This window comes from Mesorhizobium huakuii, from assembly GCF_014189455.1.
GTDB classification, from domain to species: Bacteria; Pseudomonadota; Alphaproteobacteria; order Rhizobiales; family Rhizobiaceae; genus Mesorhizobium; species Mesorhizobium huakuii_A.
The window spans coordinates 1780913-1801210 of the sequence record NZ_CP050296.1; the positions used below are offsets into that span (position 1 = coordinate 1780913).

Sequence of the window (20298 nt, forward strand, 5' to 3'; positions counted from 1 at the left end):
TGGCGGGCTGGCTGCAATGACCGAAAAGGCGGTGGACCATCTGATCGAAAGGCTGGACGGCCTGGCGCCGTCGACAGCACTGGTGCTGGGGTCGGGCCTCGGCGTCCTTGTCGACCGGATCGAGCACCCGATCCGCGTCCCCTATGCCGAGCTGCCCGGCTTTCCCAGGAGCGGCGTCAGCGGCCATGCCGGCGAAGTGGTGGCCGGGCTGTTTGCCGGCACACCGGTGCTGATGCTGTCCGGCCGCGCCCATTACTACGAGCATGGCAACGCGGCGGCGATGCGGCCGGTGCTGGAGGTGCTTGCTGGCATTGGCATCACCAAACTGATCCTCACCAACGCTGCCGGCTCGGTCGACCCGGACATGCCGCCGGGCTCGGTGATGCTGCTCACCGACCACATCAATTTCTCCGGCAGCAATCCGCTGATTGGCGAGCCCAGCGACCGCCGCTTCGTCGGCCTGACCGAAGCCTATGATGCCGGCATCCGCAAGGCGATCGAGCGCGCCGCGAAGGCGACCGGCACCGTGCTGCACCAGGGCGTCTATATGTGGTTTTCCGGCCCCTGTTTCGAAACCCCGGCCGAGATCCGCATGGCGCGCATCATGGGCGCCAATGCGGTGGGCATGTCGACCGTGCCGGAAGTCATTCTCGCCCGCTTCCTTGGCCTGCGCGTCGCCGCCTGCTCGGTCATCACCAATCTGGCGGCCGGCATGACCGGAGCCGAACTTTCGCACCAGGAGACCAAGGACATGGCGCCGGTTGGCGGATCGCGGCTGGCAACGGTCCTGCAGCGTATGTTCCGCGACGGGCTGCTGGAGACCTGATGCTTCCGCAGGAAATCATCCGCCGCAAGCGAGACGGCCACAGGCTCTCGGCCGGTGAAATCGCAGCCTTCGTCGACGGCGTGACCTCGGGCGCCGTCACCGATGGCCAGGCCGCGGCTTTTGCCATGGCGGTGTTCTTCAACGGCATGAGCCGCGACGAGGCCGTGGCCTTGACGCTGGCCATGCGCGATTCCGGCGATGTGCTCGATTGGTCGGACCTGCCCGGCCCGGTCACCGACAAACATTCGACGGGCGGCATCGGCGACAATGTCTCGCTGATGCTGGCGCCGATCGTCGCTGCCTGCGGCGCCTATGTGCCGATGATCTCGGGCCGGGGCCTTGGCCATACCGGCGGCACGCTGGACAAGATGGATGCGATCCCCGGCTACGCCAGCCAGCCCGATATCGCGCTGTTTCGCCGGGCGGTGCTGGAAACAGGCTGCGCCATCATTGGCCAGACCGCCGATCTGGCGCCGGCCGACCGCCGGCTCTATGCCATCCGCGACGTCACCGGCACCGTGGAATCGGTGCCGCTGATCACCGCCTCGATCCTGTCGAAGAAGCTGGCCGCCGGCCTGGGCTCGCTGGTGCTGGACGTCAAGGTCGGCAATGGCGCCTTCATGGAGAAGTCGCGCGACGCGACCGCGCTCGCCAACAGCCTGGTCGAGGTCGCCAGTGGCGCCGGGCTGAAGGTCTCGGCACTGATCACCGGCATGAACGAGCCGCTGGCGTCCGCCGCCGGCAATGCCGTCGAGGTGCGCAACGCCGTCGATTTCCTCACCGGCCGTCTGCGCGACAAGCGCCTGGAGGACGTGACCCTGGCGCTAGCCGCCGAAATGCTACAGTCGGCGGGACTGGTGTCATCCAACCAGGATGGCTTACGCCGCGCCACCGAGACGCTGACCAGCGGCCGCGCCGCCGCCACCTTCGCGCGCATGGTGGCGGTGCTTGGCGGCCCCACGGATTTCATCGAGAAGCCGGAAAAATATCTGCCCGACGCGCCAACCGAATTCGCGGTGAAGGCGACAACAAACGGGTTCGTCACCGGCATCGCCACCCGCGACATCGGCCTTGCGGTGGTTGGCTTGGGCGGCGGGCGCACAAGGCCTGACGACAAGATCGACCCCAGCGTCGGCATCACCAGGCTGCTGCCCATAGGGGCGGAAGTTCACGCCGGCGATGCGCTGGCGCTGGTCCACGCCCGCTCGCCCTCCGATGCCGAGGCCGCCGCCGCCGCCGTGGTTTCAGCCTATGCCATCGGCGCTTCGAAACCGCCGGCCGACAAAACCGTCATCCGGCGGATCCTGCCGCGCGGTTGATTATTGGACGAGCAGCAGCGTGCCGTTTTCGGCCTGGTATTTGCCAAGTCGGCTGAGAAAGCTCATGCCGATCAGATTGGTGCGCAACGCCTTGTCGTCGAGCACGATGGCCTGCACACCGTCGACGCTGATGCTGCCGATCTGCAGCCGGTCGATCATCACCACCGCCGCCTTGATCGAGCCGTTGGCGGTGTTGACCTCGTGGCTGAAATCGGACGGATTGAGCGACAGCCCGATCCGGCGCGCCGTCGACGTGTTGACCGCGACCAGTGTGGCGCCGGTGTCGATCATGCCGTCGACCTGACGGCCGTTCAATTTGAAAGTCGACGAGAAGTGTCCGCGCCCGTCCGCGGCGACGACAACCTTGCGGCCGGTCGGCAGCGGTGCCGCCGGCTTGTCGGGAACGGACGCCAGGCTGACCTCCTGTTGAGCCTCGGTAGCGGGCTTGGCCGTCACCGCCGATTTCAGCAGGGTTTCGAATATCTGCGGATTCGACTGATAGACGACCGGGATCGATGCCGATGCTCCGGCAAAGACGCTGAGGATGAGAAGCTTGCGCAGCATGGGTCGGCCTTTGTGAAGGTCGATCCTTTAGCGCCGGATGGTGTTTGCAGCTTTAACGGGCGCCAAAACCGCGCCGTTTCGTAAACATTCGGTAAATCGTACCAGTCAACTTTGCCTGATACTACTTCGTCCCGTACATGCGGTCGCCGGCGTCACCGAGGCCGGGCATGATGTAGCCCTTCTCGTTGAGCTGGCGGTCGATGGACGCGGTGAACACCGGAACGTCCGGATGCGCCTTGGTGAAACGCTCGATGCCTTCGGGCGCCGCCAAAAGGCACAGGAACCGGATGTTGGTGGCGCCACGCCCCTTCAGCTTGTCGATCGCCGCGATTGCCGAATTGGCGGTCGCCAGCATCGGGTCGACAACGATCACCAGCCGGTCGGCGAGGTCGCTCGGCGCCTTGAAGAAATATTCGACCGCCTCCAGCGTCTCATGGTCACGGTAGAGGCCGATATGGGCGACGCGCGCCGCCGGCACCAGGTCGAGCAGGCCTTCCAGCAAGCCGTTGCCAGCGCGCAGCACCGAAGCGAAAACCAGCTTCTTGCCCTCCAGCGTCGGCGCTTCCATTTCCTCGATTGGGGTCTCGATGGTGGTGGTGGTCAGTTCGAGATTGCGGGTCACCTCGTAGCCGAGCAGCAGCGATATCTCGCGCAACAGCCGCCGGAAGCCGGCCGTCGAGGTCTCCTTTTTGCGCATGATGGTCAGCTTGTGCTGGACAAGCGGGTGGTCGACGACGGTGACGCCCTTCATGGTGTTCTCCTGATGCGTGTCGCCCGGCGCGCGGACGCGCTTCAGGCTGCTGGAACGACCCTAACGACAATGCACCGGCCAAGGAACCGCTTGGCCGCCATCGACCACAGCTTTGTCGGAGAAAATCAGCGCGCCGCACCGTTCAGCCGGGCCAGAAGTGCGGTCTTGGTCTTCCTGTCGACGAAGGCGGCTTCGATGGCGGTTCGGGTGACGGCCGCCAGCGCCTTCTCGTTCATCGCAAAATGCTCCGCTGCAATATCGTATTCGCGCTTCAGCGAGGTCCAGAAATAGGGCGGGTCGTCGGAGTTGAGCGTCACCTTGCAGCCGGCCGCCTGCAGCGCCGGAAATGGATGGTCGGCAAAACTGTCGAACACTTTGAGCGCGATGTTGGAGCCGGGGCAGCATTCCAGCACGATGCCTTCGTCGGCGATGCGCCTGACAAGGTCCGGGTTCTCGATGGCGCGCACGCCGTGGCCGATGCGCGAGGGGCGGATATGGTCGAGCGCCGCCTGCACGGTCTCCCAGCCGGTCAGCTCGCCGGCATGGATGGTGATGCCGAGCCCGGCCTCGCGTGCGATCTCGAAAGCCCTGACATAGTCTTCCATCTCGCCCATGCGTTCATCGCCCGCGACGCCGAAACCGGTGACCAGCGGATGCCCGCAGCGCGCCGCGAAGCGCGCCGCCTGTTCGATCGATTCCACGCCGACATGGCGCACGCCGGTAACGATCATGCGGCCCTCAATGCCGGTCTTGGCCTTGGCGCGCAGCATGCCTTCGCCGAGCGCGTCGGTATAGGCCTTGGGCGACAGGCCTGCCTTCGTGGCATGGTCCGGCGAGGTGAACACTTCGGAGTAGATGGCGCCGTCACGGGCCAGGCTGGTCAGATAGTGGTCGGCCAGCCGTGCATAATCCTCCTCGGTGCGGAACAGATCGGCGGAAAAATCGTAGGCCGCCAGGAAGGAGGTGAAATCGTGCCAGACAAACGAACCGTTCTGGATATAGGGCGAAGTGTCCTTACCGTATTTCTGCGCCTGGCGGATGACGAGTTCTGGCGCCGCTGCCCCTTCAATGTGGCAGTGCAGTTCCGCTTTCAAAGGCATTCAAACATCCCGTCGGTCAGTCCAGGTCTTGAAAACCCACCACCTGGAAGCGCGGCTGAACACCGCGCCTTAAACAATAGCGCCCACAGCATCGATCGGCTATGGTCCCGCCGGTTTTATGACGGATCAAAAAAATGTCAGTTGAGAGAACCACGGCCGCCGGCGGCATGGAAACCTCCTATGGTTTCAAGCGTGTAGGGGAAGGCGAGAAGCAGTCCCTGGTCAACGACGTTTTCCACAAGGTCGCCAACCGCTACGACCTGATGAACGATCTGATGTCAGCCGGCCTGCACCGGCTGTGGAAGGATGCCATGGTGACATGGCTCAATCCGCCGAAGCGGGCTGGCTGGAAGGTCCTGGATGTGGCCGGCGGCACCGGCGACATCGCCTTTCGCATAGTCGATGCCAGCCATGGCCATGCGCATGCCACGGTGCTCGACATCAATGGCTCGATGCTCAGTGTCGGCCGCGATAGGGCGCAAAAGAAGGGCCTGTCCGGTAATACCGATTTCGTCGAGGCCAATGCCGAGGAACTGCCCTTTGCCGATGCCACATTCGACGCCTACACCATCGCTTTCGGCATCCGCAATGTGCCACGCATCGATGTCGCGCTCGGCGAAGCGTTCCGCGTGCTGAAGCCCGGTGGCCGCTTCCTGTGCCTGGAATTTTCCGAGGTCGAGATGCCGCTGCTCGACAAGGCCTATGAAGCCTGGTCGTTCAACGCCATTCCCAAGATCGGCAAGATGGTCACCGGCGACGGCGAGCCCTATTCCTATCTGGTTGAATCGATCGCGAAATTCCCCAACCAGCAGAACTTCGCGGCGATGATTTCTCGCGCCGGTTTCGACCGCGTTTCCTTCCGCAACTATTCCGGCGGCATTGCCGCGCTGCATTCGGGCTGGAAGCTTTGAGGCGGCATCGCATTTCCCATCCTCGATTTAGCTCGTGTCGGTCGCAAGGCCCGGCCAGGGTGCAGCCATGAGCAGCGTCGGCGCTGGTTTCAGGCTCGCACGGGCCGGCTGGGTGCTGGTGCGCGAGGGCGTCATCGCCGCTCTGCCGGGCGAGGAACTGTCCGGCCTGCCGAAATTCGGCTGGCGGCTGGCGCGGCTGTTCACCCGCCGCCGCGCGCTGGCCTATGAGCGCAGCGACCGCTTGGCCAAGGCGGTGGTCCGGCTCGGCCCGTCCTATGTCAAGCTCGGCCAGTTCCTGGCGACGCGGCCCGACGTCGTCGGCAACGACATGGCGCTCGACCTCGCCATGCTGCAGGACAAGATGCACACCTTCCCGAAGGCCGAGGCGGTCGCCGCCATCGAAGCCTCGCTCGGGCGCAAGGTGGGTGATCTCTACGCTGAGTTCGGCGACCCGGTCGCCGCCGCTTCCATCGCCCAGGTCCATACCGCCGAAACCATCCATGACGGCGTTGCCACCAAGGTCGCGGTGAAAGTCATCCGTCCCGGCGTGCGCCGCCGCTTCTTCCATGACCTCGAAAGCTATTTCCTTGCCGCCCGCCTGCAGGAGAAATACATCCCCTCCTCACGCCGGCTTCGGCCTGTCGAGGTGACCGAGACGCTGGCGCAGACCACCAAGATCGAGATGGATTTGCGCCTCGAGGCGGCGGCACTCTCCGAACTTGGCGAAAACACCAGGGATGATCCCGGCTTTCGCGTGCCTTACGTCGACTGGGAACGCACCGGTCGCGACGTGTTGACCATGGAATGGGTCGACGGCGTCAAGATGAACAACATCACCGGCCTCGAAGCCGCCGGCCATGATCTGAAAGCGATCGCTGCCAACCTCATCCAGTCATTCCTGCGCCATACTTTGCGCGACGGCTTCTTCCACGCCGACATGCATCCGGGCAATTTGTTCGTCGAGGCAAACGGCACCATCGTCGCCGTCGACCTCGGCATTGCCGGACGTCTCGGCAAGAAGGAGCGCCGCTTCCTCGCCGAAATCCTCTATGGCTTCATCACGCGCGATTATCTGCGCGTCGCCGAAGTGCATTTCGAGGCCGGTTACGTGCCGCGCCAGCACAATGTCGCGGCCTTCGCGCAGGCGATCCGCGCCATTGGCGAGCCGATCCATGGGCAGCCGGCCGAGACCATCTCCATGGCCAAACTTCTGACGCTGCTGTTCGAAGTGACCGAACTCTTCGACATGGCGACGCGGCCCGAGCTGATCCTGCTGCAGAAGACCATGGTGGTGGTCGAGGGCGTGGCGCGCACGCTCGATCCGGCCTTCAACATGTGGAAGACGGCCGAGCCGGTGGTCGGCGGCTGGATCGCCGGAAACCTCGGCCCGCGCGGCATGATGGTCGATGCGCGCGATGGCGCCAAGGCGCTGCTGACGCTTGCCCGCCAGATACCCGAGCTTGCCGCGCGCACCGACCGACTGTCGCGTGAGATCGACCTGATGGCCGAGCACGGCCTGCGCTTCGACGAGACCACGGCGCGTGCCATCGGCAAGGCCGAGGCGCGCTACAGCCGCTCAGGCCGCGTGGCGTTGTGGGTGATCGCGCTGACGCTGGTCTATATCGCCTGGAAGATTCTTTAGGCCTGGAAAGCGAAGCTCGAGCCGCAACTTGCTGCCGATTGATTGCATTGCTATCATCGCCATCGGTTAAGATGAGCAAAGTGCAATCACATGGCAAGCATCACGATCCGCAACCTTGACGACGAGGTCAAGGAGCTGCTGCGCCGATTGGCGGCGGAAAACAACCGCTCCATGGAAGAGCAGGCCCGGGTGATGATCCGGGCCGCTGTCGACGGTCAGATCGGACCCGGCCGTATCGATCAGATCGAAAGGACCTTGCGCGAACTGACCAGCACGCACAGTGCGGCGACCCCGGTTGCGGCCCCCACGGGCAAGATCCTTCCGCCGGGTATGCTTTCCGGCAAGCGCATCCTGCTCATCATCGGCGGTGGTATCGCCGCCTACAAGGCGCTCGACCTGATCCGCCGGCTGCGCGAGCGCGGTGCTGGGGTGCGCGTGGTAATGACGGCTGCGGCACAGGAATTCGTCACGACGCTGTCAGTCGGTGCGCTCTCGGCCGACCATGTCTTCACCGAATTGTTCGACCGCAATGACGAACACGATGTCGGCCACATCAGGCTGTCGCGCGAGGCCGATCTTCTGGTGGTCGCTCCCGCCACCGCCGATTTGATGGCCAAGCTCGCCAATGGCCATGCCAACGATTTGGCCTCCACCGTGCTGCTGGCCACCGACAAGCCGGTGTTGATGGCGCCGGCGATGAACCCAAGAATGTGGGCGCATCCGGCCACGCGCCGCAACCGCGCGACATTGGGCAAGGACGGCATCCGCTTCATCGGCCCGGCCAGAGGCGAAATGGCCGAAAGCAACGAGGCCGGCGAAGGCCGCATGGCCGAGCCGCTGGAGATCGTCGCCGCGGTCGAGGCGCTGCTCGAAGCCGGCCCCAAGCCGCTGGCAGGACGCAAGATCATCGTCACCTCCGGCCCGACACACGAACCGATCGACCCTGTGCGCTACATAGCCAACCGTTCCTCCGGCAAGCAGGGCCACGCCATCGCCGCGGCATTGGCAAGGCTTGGCGCCGATGTGCGCCTCGTCTCCGGTCCCGTAAACATTGCCGATCCCGCTGGAGTGAAGACCATCCATGTCGAGCGTGCGCAGGAGATGCGCGATGCGGTCGAACAGCTTCTGCCGGCGGACGCAGCAGTGTTCGTCGCCGCCGTCGCCGACTGGCGCAGCGAGAATTCGGCCGGCGAGAAGATCAAGAAAGTGGCGGGCGAAGGCCCCCCCGTGCTGCGCATGGTGGAGAACCCCGACATCCTTGCCGGCGTCGGCCATCACAGCCAACGGCCCGGCCTGGTCGTCGGCTTTGCTGCCGAGACGCAGGATCTTTTGCGCAATGCAGAGGCCAAGCTGAAGAAGAAGGGGGCCGACTTTATCGTCGCCAACGACGTCTCACATGAAAGCGGCGTCGGCCCCACCGGCGTCATGGGCGGCGACCGCAACAAGGTGCGGATCGTCTCAAAGACGGGGGTCGAGGAATGGCCCGAAATGACCAAGGACGAGGTCGCGGCGCGGCTCGCCGCACTCATCGCCGAGCGGTTGAAGACGATCGTTGTTTGAAGAGTGTTGGCGGGAAAACCCTGCCGCCAACATAGCCGCTGCTTGCCATACGCGGCGTCAGTTAGGCGCCGCGTATTAGATACCCTGACTCAGGCCGTCAGTTCGACAACAGTTCCGCCGTGCGGGCGAGCGCCCCGCCGAAACCGTTGAGCGGAATGGAAAAGCTCACCGCTTGCCCGGTATCGGCCGCGAAGGCGTCGATCTTCAGCGTCGTGCCGTTCTTGAGCAGCGGCGTGACATTGGCATCGAACGCCACGGGCACCAGGCAGCCGACCACCTGGCAGGTGTTGAACGCCAGGCTGCCGTCGAGCTTCTGGTCGTCGATGGTCAGGGTGACGCCCTTGGCCAGCGCCAGCCCGAACGGCAAGGCAAGGGTTCCGGTGGCATCATCGCCGGTCTTGCTCGACAGCTCGATCGCCAGCAGCCGCTGGTTGCTCTGCTTGTTGAACTGCTGATGCGACAGGCTGCAGACCTTGTTCGTGCCCGATATCTGGCAGTTGACCGTCCAGTCGCCATGGGTTTCGGACAAGGCCGATGCCCCGCCGGGCAGCTGCGGCGCGTCAGCCGCGGCGGGCGGCGCCGCCACCTTGTCGCCCTTGGTCTGCGCGGCCCCGGCCGGCAGACCGGCGATGCAGGCCGCACCCAGCATCGCAACAAAATACGCGTATTTCCTCATCAAGACCTCTCCCGCCTGGCTCCGTCTCGAGCCAGTCTGGAACTGACCTTGAGAGACGCGCTGGCTGCATTCTGTTTGACCGTTTCCCCGAAGGCGCCGTTATACCTGACGGACATGCCGACACCATTGACGCCATTCAGCTCGAGGCCAGCGCCGACCCGATAGAGCGGCGAATCGATCGCCTCCGTCAAGTGCAATGCGGGGTTGCCGGGTAGATTCTCCGCAGCCGCGAAGCGACCTTTATTGGGGCAACTCCACCTGGCCTTCCATGGAGCGAATGCCGCAGTGTCGCCGGGCGCGATGTCCATGCCGATCTCAAGCATTGGCGTCGTCGGCAATCTGCGGTCGCGGTCGGATGGCCAGCAGAGGGCGTGATTGATTTCAAGGCGACCGATGGGCCGGCCATGGCATCGCCGGGCGAACGCCCTATATATGGCGGATGAACAGGATTTTTCGCGGGAATGGGCGGATGTCGGAGCGTCGACCATCGGTGAAACTTGCGTCGGCGCTGCTGGCCGCGGTTTTCGTGGCCGGCCTTGCGCTACCCGCTTCGGCGCAGGTGCTCAATCCCGCGGCCAAAAGCAACGCGTTGATCCAGCAGAACGATTTGCAGATCCTGCAGAACCGGATTCAGCGGCAGCAATTTCAGCAGCAGCAACAGCAGTATCGCGCCCAGGACCGCGTGATCGTCCAGCAGCCGCCGCCGGTGGTGCCGCAGGTCAGGTCGAGCTGCCAGACGCAGATAATCGGCAACACCGCCGTGAGCACCTGTCGCTGACGGGCTGACCACTCTTTTATTTAGCCGACTTACATGATAGGGGCCTTTCAGGTGCCCCTGCGGCAGTTTGGGTTTTGCAAAGGCGCCGCATCACGCTATGGGGCACTTGCACCGACTGGATTGTTACGAATGGCAGCCACCAAGAAAAAGGCCGTGCGCAAGGCCAAGAAAGGCGAGCGGATCCGCCAGGTCGCGGCGATCCCCTTTCGGTTGACCGCGGGCGGCGATTTCGAGGTGATGCTGGTCACGTCGCGGACGACGCAACGCTTCATCGTCCCCAAGGGATGGCCGATGAAGGGCAAAAGTGGGCGCAAGGCCGCCACCATCGAGGCGATGGAAGAAGCCGGCGTGCTCGGCAAGACATTGAAGCAGCCGGCGGGCACCTATTCCTACTGGAAACGGCTGGCCAACAACTTCATTCGTGTCGACGTCATCGTCTATCTGCTTGAGGTGACCGAGGAGCTGGCCAACTGGCAGGAAGCCAGGCGGCGGCAGCGGGCCTGGCTGGCTCCAGCCGATGCGGCGATGCTGATCGACGAGCCGGACCTTTCGACGCTTGTGGCGACCTTGACGATTCCCAAACAGGCGCCGATCGACGCTGCCTGAGGCAGGCCCTTACCCGCTCTTGTCGCCATCTTCGGGAAAAGGCCGCAGCGGCTTGCCGGTGTAGGCCCACAGCCATTCGCGCGGCAGCGGCCCCTTGTTGCGCTCACTCTGCTGCGACTGCTCCCAGGCATGTGCCAGGATGCCGACGGAACGCGACAGCACGAAGAGCCCGCGCGTCAGCGGCGGCGGGAAGCCGAGTTCGCCATAGATGACCGCCGTGGCGCCGTCGATGTTGAGCGGGATTTTTTTGCCCTTGCGCCGCGCGACATCGGCCTCGATCCCCTGGGCGATGTCGGCGAACCGTCCATTGACCACGCCGCGCGCGGCAAAATCCCGGGTCAGTTCAAGCAGCGCGGCGCGCGCGGATCGATTGGGTGAAAGCGGTGACCGAGCCCCGGCACATAACCCTTTTCCTCGGCGAAGAACCGGTCGAGCCGTGCCGAGACCGCCTCATCCAGCACCATTCCGCCATCGATCGCCACGGCGACATCACCGTAGAAGGACAGCGCCTGCTCGCCGGCGCCGCCATGCACGTCGCCGAGCACGTTGATGGCCGAAGCCATGGCGCTGTTGATGCCGACGCCACAGGTGGCGGCCATACGGGCAATGGCGATCGACGGTGCCTGCGGGCCATGATCTACGGCCGCACCCAGCGCTATACCGAGCAAGGCTGCCTGGTCCTCGCTGGGCAGTTCGCCACGCAACATCAGCCAAATCATTGCCGGGAAGCTGACGCGACCGATCAGGTCCTGGATTTCATAGCCGCGCAGCCGGATGACGCCGGGGCTCATCTCGATGATGCCGGTCTGCCACCATTCCTCGCCGCGCTCACGGCCTGACTTCTTCTCCGCGCCGCTCATGCCCGGGCCTTTGCTTTGGCGCGTGGCGGCAGGCCGGCGAAAATCTCGTCCATATGCGCGCCGAGCGCCGGCGGCGGCTTCGTCGGCAACGGCGCCTCACCATCGACCATGAAGCCGCCGCGCAGCACGGTCAGCGGCCTGTCCATGCCGGCAACATCGTCAAAATTCGCCGTCACCTGGCGCGCCAGCACCTGCGGTTCGGCCAGCACTTGCGGGATCGTCAGCACCCTGCCCGCCGGCACGCCGGCACGGTTGAACGTCTCTTCCCAGACAGCCGCCGAGGCGTCTGCAAGAGCCTCCTCGATCTCGGCTTTCAGCGCCGTACGGTTGTGCTTGCGTGTCTCGCGCTCAGCGAAGCGCGCGTCCGAGGCGAGCTCCGCCCGCCCAATCAGCCGGCAAAGCGTTACGAACTGCTCCTGCTTGTTGGCGGCAATGTTGAGCAATCCATCGCCGGTGCGGAAGGCGCCGGAAGGTGCCGCAGTCATGTTCTCATTGCCCATCGGCTTGGGATCGACTCCTGCCGTCAGGTAGTTCGATACCGGCCAGCCAAGCGCGGAAAGCGTGCATTCGAGCATCGAGACGTCGAGAAAGGCGCCCTCGCCCGATGTCTTCTGCCTGACCAGCGCCGATGCGATCGCGAACGCACCGACCAGCCCGCCCAGCGTATCGGCAACGGGATAGCCGACGCGCAGCGGCGCCGTTTCCGGCGTGCCGGTGATGCTCATGATGCCCGACAGGCCCTGGATGATCTGGTCATAGGCGGGATTGTCGCGCATCGGCCCGGTCTGGCCGAAACCCGATATGGCGCAATAGACGAGGCCTGGCCGGACCGCCTTCAGCGCTTCATAGCCAATGCCGAGCCGATCCATCACGCCGGGGCGGAAATTCTCCACCAGCGCATCGGCACTGGCGACCAGGTCGAGGAAGCGCTCGCGATCCGCTTCATTCTTCAGGTCGAGCACCACGGATCGTTTGCCGGCGTTCTGCGCCAGGAACGAGGCGCCCATGCCGGCTTGATTGAGCCTTGGCGAGCCGCCGAGCTGGCGCGCCAGGTCGCCGCCTTGCGGTCCCTCGACCTTGATCACATCGGCCCCCAGCAGCGCCAGCTGATAGGCACAATAGGGCCCGGCCAGAACATTGGTCAGGTCGAGGACGCGGATACCGGAAAGCAGGTCTGTCATGTCTTCTCAAATCGGTCAGGCATCGCCCGGCACATGCTCCGGTCCGCGCCGCCGGCGATGCTCGATGAAGGCCCAGATATGCGGCCCGACCAGGCCGATGAAGGCGAGCGTCAGCAGCGTCAGCGACAGCTTGTGCGTATAAAACACCGACCAGTCGCCATTCGAGATGGTCATTGCCCGGCGGAACTGAGTTTCAGCGAGCGGCCCGAGGATCATGCCGATGATGACGGGCGCGGTCGGGAAATCGAAGCGCCGCATCAGGAAGCCCGCCGCCCCCAGCAGATAGAGGATGACGAGGTCGATCGGCGACTGCGAGATGCCATAGGTGCCGACGGTGGCGAACACCAGGATGCCGGCATAGAGCTGCGGCGCCGGTATCTCCAACAGCCGCACCCACAGCCCGATCAGCGGCAGGTTGAGGATGACGAGGATGACATTGGCGATGAACAGGCTGGCGATCAGGCCCCAGACCAGGTCGGCCTGCGTCGTCAAGAGCAGCGGGCCGGGATTGATGCCGTAGCTCTGGAACGCCGACAGCATGATCGCCGCCGTCGCCGAGGTCGGCAGGCCGAGCGTCAGCATCGGCACCAGCACGCCGGCTGCGGACGCATTGTTGGCGGCCTCGGGACCGGCAACGCCCTCGATGGCGCCGACCGTGCCGAATTCCTCCTTATGCTTCGACAGCTTCTTTTCGATGGCGTAGGACAGGAAGGTCGGGATTTCGGCGCCGCCAGCCGGCATGGCGCCGATCGGGAAGCCGATCGCGGCACCGCGCAGCCAGGCCTTCCATGAGCGGCCCCATTCGGCCGCGGTCATGTAGAGCGAACCTTTCAGCGGCACGATCTCGTCCTTGCCGGCATAGCGGCGCGAGGCCATGTAGAGCGTCTCGCCGACCGCGAACAGGCCGACCGCGGCGATGATGACGTCGACGCCATCGAGCAGTTCGGTCGAGCCGAAGGTGAAGCGCGGCTGGCCGGTCTGCAGATCGACGCCGATCATGCCGATGACGAAGCCGGCAAACAGGCTGGTGAGCCCGCGCACCGAGGACGAGCCGAGCACGGCCGAAACCGTGATGAAGGCCAGCACCATCAGCGAGAAATACTCGGCCGGGCCGAAGGCCAGCGCGAACTTGACCACCACCGGCGCCAGAAAAGCGACGCCCAGCGTTCCGATCGTGCCGGCAACGAAGGAGCCGATCGCCGAGGTGGCGAGTGCGGCACCGCCACGGCCGGACCGCGCCATCTTGTTGCCTTCCAGCGCGGTGACGATGGTGGCGCTTTCGCCCGGCGTGTTGAGCAGGATCGACGTCGTCGAGCCGCCATACATGGCGCCGTAGTAGATGCCGGCGAATAGGATGAAGGACGCCTCCGGCGCCACCTGATAGGTGATCGGCAGAAGCAAGGCGATGGTCAGTGCCGGCCCGAGGCCGGGCAGCACGCCTATGGCGGTGCCGAGCGTGGTGCCGAGCAGGCACCACATCAGGTTCATCGGGGTGAAGGCGACTGAGAATCCATGGGCGAGATGGCCAAGCGTTTCCATGGCGTCAGCCTCCCAGAGCGCCGATGATCGCATCGATCACCGAGTTCAGCTGGTTCTCGATGAAACCGGCACCGATGTTGACGCCGAGCGCCCTGGCGAAGCCGAAATAGGCGGCCAGCGCCAGGATGAGACCGGTGAGCGCGTCACGCAGCGTATGCTTGCTGCCGAAGCCGTAGCAGACGAGAACGAACATGATGACCGATGCCGCCGTGAAGCCGAGAGGCCGGATGAGCAGCAGGTTGGCGATCAGGCCGATGACAACGAAGCCCATCGCCTTCCAATCGGTCGGCGTTTCCTTTTCCTCCTCCGGCTGCCAGCCGCCGCGAAGTGCTGCGAGGATGAGCAGCAGGGAAAGCACCATCAGGCCGACCATGGTGAGATAGGGAAAGACGGTCGGGCCTACCTTGGAATAGAGCGGCGACACCGGAATCGCCAGCGTCTGCCAAGCCACGGCGCCGGCACAGGCCAGAAGGCCGATGCCAACAAGCAATTCCGGCACGGCAAGGCGCGAGGGCGCCGCCGGCTGGTTGATGGTGCTCATGAATGTCCCTCCCCCGGTAGTTGGCCAAGACAGCCGGCAGCCGCTGCCGGCTTCACGTACCTTCACTCATTGGCCGACCGCACTCTCTCCTGCGATCGGCTGGAATAGAAAAATGAGGGACGGCTCGCGCCGTCCCCCTGGGGAAATCAGGCGAGGCCGAGGTCCTTGAGGATGGCTTCGATGCGCGCCGAATCCTCGGCGACGAATTTCGCATAGTCGTCGCCGGTGAGCAGGATGGGCGTCCAGCTGCGGTTCTTGCACTCCGTGGCCCAGGCATCGCTCTTGGCCATGGTCTCGACCAGCGTGATCATCGCCGCCTTGTCGGCGTCGGACACGCCGGGAGGCGCGAAAACGCCGCGCCAGTTGAACAGTTCGACATCGATGCCGGCTTCCTTCAGCGTCGGCGCGTCGATGCCGTCCTGGCGCTTGTCGGCCGAGATGGCGAGCAGCCTCAGAGCGCCCGCCTTGATCTGCTCGGAGAATTCGCCAAAGCCGGAAATGCCGGCCGCCACCTGGTTGCCGAGCAGCGCCGACAAGGCCTCGCCGCCGCCGGCGAACGGCACATAGGAAAGACTGGTCGCCGGAACACCGACCGTCTTGGCGATCAGGCCGAACAGGATGTGGTCGGAGCCACCGGCGGAACCGCCGGCCACCGGAACCTTGGTCGGATCGGCCTTGAGCGCCGCGACGAAATCGGCGGCGGTCTTGAATGGCGATTCCGCCGGCACCACCAGGGCCTCGAATTCGCCGGTGAGACGGGCGATCGGCGTGACCTGCGTCAGATTGTTGGCGGCCTTGTTGGCGATGATGGCGCCGACCATGACCATGCCGGCGACCATCAGCGAATTGCCCTTGCCGTTCCACTGGCTGATGAACTGTGGCAGCCCGACCGTGCCGGCGCCGCCGACATTGGTGATCTGCGAGCCGGAGATGAGCTTCTCTGCGCGCAGCACCTGATCCATCGTGCGCCCTGTCTGGTCCCACCCGCCGCCGGGTGCCGCCGGCACGAAAATCTGGATCTGCGGTGCGCCTTCAGCGAAAGCGGGCGTGAGATGAAGTCCTGCAAGGCCGGCAGCACCTGCCGCCGCCGTGCTCATCAAAAATCTGCGTCTGTTCAGCATGGGATTCCTCCAGATCACGACACCTCCTCCGGTGCCTGCCAAACGCGCCTGCATTCACAGACCCGTGATCGAGTTCAAGCAGATGTTACTGAGTTCTGTCAACGGGAACGATATTCTGCTGGACAGAACGGTCCAGTGGCCGACAGAGTGGCTCCGCTCGGGCTTCTCCGAACTGGGAACCGCGATGGACCTACCAAGCAGATCGACTGATGCGGAAAGCCGGCGCGCCTCGGCCGAAGGTGTTGCGGCACTTGATCGGGCGATTGCCATCCTCGATGCCTTCACCGCGACCGATCGCTCGCTCAGCCTGGCCGAAATCGCGGCGCGTACCGGCCTCTACAAGAGCACGATCCTGCGGCTGGCGAATTCGCTGCTGCGCGGGCAGCTGCTCGAGCGCCTCGACGATGGGCGTTACCGCGTCGGGCCGGCCACCTTTCGGCTGGGCGCGCTCTATCAGCGTTCGGTCGTGGCGGTCGACATCCTGTTGCCGATCATGCGCGATCTTTCCGAGCGAAGCTGGGAAAGCGTTGCGTTCTATGTCCGCTCGGGCGACGTCCGCACCTGCCTCTATCGCGTCGAATCCAAGCATCCGATCCGCTATACCATTCGCGAGGGCGACGTACTGCCCTTGCTGGTCGGCTCGGGCGGGCGCGTGCTTGCGGCGTTTTCCGGCCAGATGGGTGAACCCTACGAGACCATCCGCAGGACTTGCAACTGCCTCGCCGTCGGCGACCGCGATCCCGAGACGGCGGGCATCTCGGCGCCGGTGTTCGGACCGGGACGCATCCTGCTCGGCGCCTTGACGCTGGCTGGCCCGAGCACGCGCGTCGATGCCGCCTTCCTTCAGCGCATGAAACGTCCGCTGCTCGAGGCGGCGGCTCGCGCGACCCGCGCCTTCGGTGAGGATGCCTCCATGCTCGAACAGGCAAGTCTTGCGGCGGAAGCTCTGCCCTAGCTCCGGCGGTTGCGACCTGCAAGAGGACCGATAAGCTTCGAATACAAACTGATTCAACTTTAAGCAGTCACTTGACGTTGCGTAATATTCGACTGCCCACGTCAAGAAAAGGCTTCATAGAGAACGGAACTATTTATTTGCTGTTAAGCCCGGCGTGATAACCCGATTGCTGTCGCCATTTGAGCGACATGAGGGAAGAACAGCGTCTTAAACCGACGGGTTTAACAGTCGGACAGACGCGCTGACAGGATCATGGCCCGTCCGTGAATTCGATGAAGCTGTCATCGAGGAACGCCAACCCCCGTCTTCTCGGGCTCGTCTGGCCGTTCATCGCCGTCGTCCTCATCCAGGCGCTGGTCGCCAGCCTCAGCCTCTACACGCTTTCGGCGGTACGCGCCTATGTCGGCGGCGAAAGCCAGTGGTCCAAGGGGCAAAAGCACGCCATCTATTTCCTCAGCCTCTATGCCGACACCGGCAATGAGGAGTTCTTCGGTGAGTATCGCGAAGCGATCGCCGTTCCGCTGGCCGACCGCTCGGCCCGCTTGGCGCTCGAGCAGCCCGACCCCGATACAGAGGCGGCGCGCGCAGGCTTTCTGCAGGGCAGAAACCACCCGGACGACGTAACCGGGATGATCTGGCTGTTCCAGAATTTCCGCGGCTTCATCTATCTCGACACCGCTATCCGGCACTGGACCGCCGCCGACGCGATGATCCTCGCCATCCAGCAGCTCGGCGACGCGATGCACGCGACGTTGAGCAAGGGGCAGGCGTCACCGGCTGAGATCAACGCCTGGAAGACGGATATCCATCAGCTAGACCGTCAGATCAGTCCGCTTTCCAAGGCTTTCTCGGACAGTCTCGGCGAGGGATCGCGCTTCATCAAGCTGCTGCTTACCCTTGCCAATCTGGTCACCGCAGCCTTGCTGATCCTGCTCGCCGTCTGGCGCACGCGCAAACTCCTGGAACAGCGCCAGGCCTTCCAGCTGGCGCTCAATGCCGAGCGCGAGCGCGCCCAGGTCACGCTGGCTTCGATCGGCCAGGCCGTCATCAGCACAGGCCGTGACGGGCGGCTGGACTACATGAACGCGGTTGCCGAGAAACTGCTGGCCTGCCCGTTCGGCACTGCCAGGGGCAAACCGATCGCATCGCTCTTTCGCCTCGTCGACAAAGACACCAGCGTTGAAGAAACGCAGCTGGTCGATCGTCTCCTGGCCGGCGAACCGCGCCGTTCCAGCGCCCGTCCGCAATTGCTGCAGCGGCCGGACGGCTCTGTTGTTCCTGTCGCGCTGACCGGCGCACCGCTGCTGGTTTCCGGTGAGGTCGTCGGCGCGGTGCTCGCCTTCCACGACATGACGCGCGAAGAGGACTATATCGAGCGGCTTTCATGGCAGGCTTCGCATGACGCGTTGACCGGGCTCGCCAACCGGCGCGATTTCGAAAGCCGGCTGGAAAGGACGATCGTCGAATTGCAGGGCCAGCCCCGGCAGCATGCCTTGATGTATCTCGATCTCGACCAGTTCAAGCTGGTCAACGATACCTGCGGCCATGCCGCTGGTGACCAATTGCTGCGCCAGATCTCCGCGCTGCTGACCCACGAATTGCGGCCGGGCGACGTGCTGGCCAGGCTGGGCGGCGACGAATTCGGTGTGCTGCTCGTGGACAGTGACTGCGAAACCGCCGCCGACACCGCCGAACGGCTGCGCACAGCCGTGCAGGACCTGCATTTCGCCTGGGATAACAGGCCTTTCAACACCAGTGTCAGCATCGGCATGGTACAGATCGCCGATGCGCACGTGACAATCGAGGAGACGCTGCGTGCCGCCGATGTCGCCTGCTATATGGCCAAGGAGAAAGGCCGCAACCGGGTCCAGATCCACAGCGATGGCGACATGGCTTTGCGCCAGCGTTTCGGCGAGATGGCCTGGGTGCAGCGCCTGCACGCCGCGCTTGAGCAAAACCGCTTCAGGCTGCATGCCCAGGAAATCTGGCCACTCAACGACGACGCCGCCGAGGCGGGAGCGCATATCGAAATCCTGTTGCGGCTGACCGACGAAGACGGCAGCTTCGTCACCCCGCAAAGCTTCATTCCCGCGGCCGAGCGCTACGGCCTGATGCCGTCGATCGACCGCTGGGTGGTGCGTAACACCTTCCGCATCCTGGCCGCACGGCAAGCCGATCCGACCATCGCGCCGATCGCCACATGCGCCATCAATCTTTCCGGCGCGACTTTCGGCGACGAGACCTTTCTCGGCTTCCTGCGCGAGCAGTTTCTCGTCCATGGCATTTCGCCTGCCATGATCTGCCTGGAGATCACCGAAACCAGCGCCATCGCCAATCTCACCAACGCCATGCGCTTCATTGCCGATCTGCGCGGCCTGGGCTGCCGTTTCGCACTCGACGATTTCGGTTCCGGCATGTCGTCCTTCGCCTATTTGAAGCACCTGCCGGTCGACTACCTCAAGATCGACGGCAGCTTCGTCAAGGACATGCTGGAGGATCGCATCGACCGCGCCATGGTCGAGATGATCCATCATATCGGCAAGGTCATGGGCAAACGCACCATCGCCGAGTTCGTTGAAAGCGACGGCATCATCGCCGCCCTGAAGACGATCGGCGTCGACTATGCCCAAGGCTATGGCATAGCCAGGCCGAAGCCTTTCGATGCCTCGACGGAGCTGCTTGGCCGGGGTGTCACGCCGGCCGCCGAGAGCGCCGATCCATGGGCCGATCTGACACGGAAGCTGCGCCGCAAGGCCGGTTAGGCCTCACTCCGGTTTAGGGCCGTCGCTCCAGCAGGATGGTCGGGGCATCGTGATAGAGGGTCCGCGTCACCTCGCTGTAGCCGCACTTCCTGGCGACATTCTGTGAAGCCGTATTTTCCGGATCGATAATGCAGACGGTTTTGGTACGTCTGAAGGTCTCGTCGCCCCAGACATGCACGCGACTGACGATCTCTGTGGCAAGGCCCGACCCGTGCACGGCCGGCGCCAAAGCCCATCCGGCCTCGGGAATGCCTTCGATCGACGGTTCCATGTCGCGCTTCAGGTCATGAAAGCCGGCCTCGCCGACGAAGCGGCCTGTCGCCTTCTCCTCGATCGCCCAGAAGCCGTAGCCCAGCAGCGACCACAGGCCGGCATGACGCAGGAAGCGCATCCAGCTTTCCTCGCGCGTGCGCGGCTTGCCGCCGATGAAACGGGTGACGACCGGGTCGGACCACATGGCGACATAGGCGTCGAAATCCTCGATCCGGTGCGCCCTCAGAATGGTTCGCTGCGTCTCGATGACGGGGGCGATGGTCGCTTGCGGATTGTTCATGGGACTTGCCTCGCTGATGGTGCCTGCGCTTAGCAAATCGCCCCTGCGGTGCA

General features: G+C 64.3%; 19 protein-coding genes and 1 pseudogene. 9 read left to right on the plus strand and 11 right to left on the minus strand.

Annotated features, from left to right (window positions below):
- The first annotated feature begins 16 nt into the window (after positions 1 to 16).
- Positions 17 to 826: a purine-nucleoside phosphorylase gene (locus HB778_RS08695; RefSeq protein WP_183463070.1), complete on the plus strand. Its 810-nt coding sequence runs from the start codon at positions 17 to 19 to the stop codon at positions 824 to 826.
- Positions 826 to 2145, plus strand: coding sequence for a thymidine phosphorylase (gene deoA / locus HB778_RS08700; RefSeq protein ID WP_183463071.1), 1320 nt, complete (start codon positions 826 to 828; stop codon positions 2143 to 2145). The genes HB778_RS08695 and deoA overlap by 1 nt, the downstream gene beginning before the upstream one ends.
- Here the strand turns inward: deoA and HB778_RS08705 are convergent, their stop codons facing one another.
- The 3 genes from HB778_RS08705 to HB778_RS08715 form a co-directional block, all read right to left on the minus strand.
- Positions 2146 to 2709: a TIGR02281 family clan AA aspartic protease gene (locus HB778_RS08705; protein WP_183463073.1), complete on the minus strand. Its 564-nt coding sequence runs from the start codon at positions 2707 to 2709 to the stop codon at positions 2146 to 2148.
- A gap of 121 nt (positions 2710 to 2830) precedes the next feature.
- Positions 2831 to 3460, minus strand: coding sequence for a uracil phosphoribosyltransferase (upp, locus tag HB778_RS08710; protein ID WP_095199484.1), 630 nt, complete (start codon positions 3458 to 3460; stop codon positions 2831 to 2833).
- 125 nt (positions 3461 to 3585) lie between these two features.
- A complete protein-coding gene (locus tag HB778_RS08715; RefSeq protein ID WP_183463075.1) occupies positions 3586 to 4560 on the minus strand; it encodes an adenosine deaminase in 975 nt (324 codons plus the stop codon).
- 134 nt (positions 4561 to 4694) lie between these two features.
- On the opposite strand from HB778_RS08715, the gene ubiE reads away from it, so the two are divergent.
- The 3 genes from ubiE (at position 4695) to coaBC (ending at position 8673) form a co-directional block, all read left to right on the plus strand.
- Entirely contained in the window at positions 4695 to 5471 is a 777-nt protein-coding gene (ubiE, locus tag HB778_RS08720; protein WP_183463078.1) for a bifunctional demethylmenaquinone methyltransferase/2-methoxy-6-polyprenyl-1,4-benzoquinol methylase UbiE, read from the plus strand.
- Positions 5472 to 5538: 67 nt separating this feature from the next.
- The gene (gene ubiB / locus HB778_RS08725) at positions 5539 to 7113 is read left to right on the plus strand and encodes a 2-polyprenylphenol 6-hydroxylase (protein WP_183463080.1); all 1575 of its coding nucleotides are present in this window, start codon (positions 5539 to 5541) and stop codon (positions 7111 to 7113) included.
- Between the two features lie 90 nt (positions 7114 to 7203).
- Positions 7204 to 8673 carry a bifunctional phosphopantothenoylcysteine decarboxylase/phosphopantothenate--cysteine ligase CoaBC gene (gene coaBC, locus HB778_RS08730; protein WP_210308070.1) on the plus strand — a complete coding sequence of 490 codons (1470 nt, stop codon included), beginning with the start codon at positions 7204 to 7206 and terminating at the stop codon, positions 8671 to 8673.
- A 97-nt stretch (positions 8674 to 8770) separates the two neighbouring features.
- Here the strand turns inward: coaBC and HB778_RS08735 are convergent, their stop codons facing one another.
- Both HB778_RS08735 and HB778_RS08740 read right to left on the minus strand, forming a co-directional pair.
- Entirely contained in the window at positions 8771 to 9349 is a 579-nt protein-coding gene (locus HB778_RS08735; RefSeq protein WP_183463082.1) for an invasion associated locus B family protein, read from the minus strand.
- Complete coding sequence (locus HB778_RS08740; RefSeq protein ID WP_183463084.1) at positions 9349 to 9672, minus strand: hypothetical protein; 324 nt, start codon at positions 9670 to 9672, stop codon at positions 9349 to 9351. Before HB778_RS08740 ends, HB778_RS08735 begins: the two co-directional genes overlap by 1 nt.
- A 116-nt stretch (positions 9673 to 9788) precedes the next feature.
- On the opposite strand from HB778_RS08740, the gene HB778_RS08745 reads away from it, so the two are divergent.
- Together HB778_RS08745 and HB778_RS08750 are read left to right on the plus strand one after the other, a co-directional pair.
- The gene (locus HB778_RS08745; RefSeq protein WP_432421242.1) at positions 9789 to 10127 is read left to right on the plus strand and encodes a hypothetical protein; all 339 of its coding nucleotides are present in this window, start codon (positions 9789 to 9791) and stop codon (positions 10125 to 10127) included.
- A 129-nt stretch (positions 10128 to 10256) separates the two neighbouring features.
- Positions 10257 to 10733 carry an NUDIX hydrolase gene (locus HB778_RS08750; RefSeq protein ID WP_183463088.1) on the plus strand — a complete coding sequence of 159 codons (477 nt, stop codon included), beginning with the start codon at positions 10257 to 10259 and terminating at the stop codon, positions 10731 to 10733.
- A 9-nt stretch (positions 10734 to 10742) separates the two neighbouring features.
- Here the strand turns inward: HB778_RS08750 and HB778_RS08755 are convergent.
- The 5 genes and pseudogenes from HB778_RS08755 to HB778_RS08775 all read right to left on the minus strand — a co-directional run bounded on the left by HB778_RS08755 (position 10743) and on the right by HB778_RS08775 (position 15975).
- Positions 10743 to 11593: pseudogene (locus HB778_RS08755) on the minus strand (citryl-CoA lyase).
- A complete protein-coding gene (locus HB778_RS08760) occupies positions 11590 to 12774 on the minus strand; it encodes a CaiB/BaiF CoA transferase family protein (protein WP_183463090.1) in 1185 nt (394 codons plus the stop codon). Before HB778_RS08760 ends, HB778_RS08755 begins: the two are co-directional and overlap by 4 nt.
- 15 nt (positions 12775 to 12789) lie before the next feature.
- Positions 12790 to 14313, minus strand: a complete 1524-nt coding sequence (locus HB778_RS08765; RefSeq protein WP_183463092.1) for a tripartite tricarboxylate transporter permease — start codon at positions 14311 to 14313, stop codon at positions 12790 to 12792.
- A 4-nt stretch (positions 14314 to 14317) separates the two neighbouring features.
- Complete coding sequence (locus HB778_RS08770; RefSeq protein ID WP_183463094.1) at positions 14318 to 14854, minus strand: tripartite tricarboxylate transporter TctB family protein; 537 nt, start codon at positions 14852 to 14854, stop codon at positions 14318 to 14320.
- 146 nt (positions 14855 to 15000) lie between these two features.
- The gene (locus HB778_RS08775) at positions 15001 to 15975 is read right to left on the minus strand and encodes a Bug family tripartite tricarboxylate transporter substrate binding protein (protein ID WP_183463096.1); all 975 of its coding nucleotides are present in this window, start codon (positions 15973 to 15975) and stop codon (positions 15001 to 15003) included.
- 184 nt (positions 15976 to 16159) lie between these two features.
- On the opposite strand from HB778_RS08775, the gene HB778_RS08780 reads away from it, so the two are divergent.
- Both HB778_RS08780 and HB778_RS08785 read left to right on the plus strand, forming a co-directional pair.
- On the plus strand, positions 16160 to 16930 hold the full coding sequence (locus tag HB778_RS08780) for an IclR family transcriptional regulator (RefSeq protein WP_183463098.1): 771 nt from the start codon (positions 16160 to 16162) through the stop codon (positions 16928 to 16930).
- Positions 16931 to 17202: 272 nt separating this feature from the next.
- Positions 17203 to 19692 carry an EAL domain-containing protein gene (locus HB778_RS08785; RefSeq protein WP_183463100.1) on the plus strand — a complete coding sequence of 830 codons (2490 nt, stop codon included), beginning with the start codon at positions 17203 to 17205 and terminating at the stop codon, positions 19690 to 19692.
- A gap of 13 nt (positions 19693 to 19705) precedes the next feature.
- Here HB778_RS08785 and HB778_RS08790 read toward each other — a convergent pair whose 3' ends face one another.
- Positions 19706 to 20245 carry a GNAT family N-acetyltransferase gene (locus HB778_RS08790; protein ID WP_183463101.1) on the minus strand — a complete coding sequence of 180 codons (540 nt, stop codon included), beginning with the start codon at positions 20243 to 20245 and terminating at the stop codon, positions 19706 to 19708.
- Positions 20246 to 20298: the final 53 nt, after the last annotated feature.

Coding starts and splice junctions, on each gene's coding strand:
- HB778_RS08760 (WP_183463090.1), bottom strand. CDS start 12,774: ATGACAGACCTGCTTTCCGGTATCCGCGTCCTCGACCTGACCAATGTT.
- HB778_RS08695 (WP_183463070.1), top strand. CDS start 17: ATGACCGAAAAGGCGGTGGACCATCTGATCGAAAGGCTGGACGGCCTG.
- HB778_RS08790 (WP_183463101.1), bottom strand. CDS start 20,245: ATGAACAATCCGCAAGCGACCATCGCCCCCGTCATCGAGACGCAGCGA.
- HB778_RS08775 (WP_183463096.1), bottom strand. CDS start 15,975: ATGCTGAACAGACGCAGATTTTTGATGAGCACGGCGGCGGCAGGTGCT.
- HB778_RS08785 (WP_183463100.1), top strand. CDS start 17,203: ATGAAGCTGTCATCGAGGAACGCCAACCCCCGTCTTCTCGGGCTCGTC.
- coaBC (WP_210308070.1), top strand. CDS start 7,204: ATGGCAAGCATCACGATCCGCAACCTTGACGACGAGGTCAAGGAGCTG.
- HB778_RS08705 (WP_183463073.1), bottom strand. CDS start 2,709: ATGCTGCGCAAGCTTCTCATCCTCAGCGTCTTTGCCGGAGCATCGGCA.
- deoA (WP_183463071.1), top strand. CDS start 826: ATGCTTCCGCAGGAAATCATCCGCCGCAAGCGAGACGGCCACAGGCTC.
- HB778_RS08765 (WP_183463092.1), bottom strand. CDS start 14,313: ATGGAAACGCTTGGCCATCTCGCCCATGGATTCTCAGTCGCCTTCACC.
- HB778_RS08770 (WP_183463094.1), bottom strand. CDS start 14,854: ATGAGCACCATCAACCAGCCGGCGGCGCCCTCGCGCCTTGCCGTGCCG.
- ubiB (WP_183463080.1), top strand. CDS start 5,539: ATGAGCAGCGTCGGCGCTGGTTTCAGGCTCGCACGGGCCGGCTGGGTG.
- HB778_RS08780 (WP_183463098.1), top strand. CDS start 16,160: ATGGACCTACCAAGCAGATCGACTGATGCGGAAAGCCGGCGCGCCTCG.
- HB778_RS08715 (WP_183463075.1), bottom strand. CDS start 4,560: ATGCCTTTGAAAGCGGAACTGCACTGCCACATTGAAGGGGCAGCGGCG.
- HB778_RS08750 (WP_183463088.1), top strand. CDS start 10,257: ATGGCAGCCACCAAGAAAAAGGCCGTGCGCAAGGCCAAGAAAGGCGAG.
- HB778_RS08740 (WP_183463084.1), bottom strand. CDS start 9,672: ATGCTTGAGATCGGCATGGACATCGCGCCCGGCGACACTGCGGCATTC.
- upp (WP_095199484.1), bottom strand. CDS start 3,460: ATGAAGGGCGTCACCGTCGTCGACCACCCGCTTGTCCAGCACAAGCTG.
- HB778_RS08745 (WP_432421242.1), top strand. CDS start 9,789: ATGAACAGGATTTTTCGCGGGAATGGGCGGATGTCGGAGCGTCGACCA.
- ubiE (WP_183463078.1), top strand. CDS start 4,695: ATGTCAGTTGAGAGAACCACGGCCGCCGGCGGCATGGAAACCTCCTAT.
- HB778_RS08735 (WP_183463082.1), bottom strand. CDS start 9,349: ATGAGGAAATACGCGTATTTTGTTGCGATGCTGGGTGCGGCCTGCATC.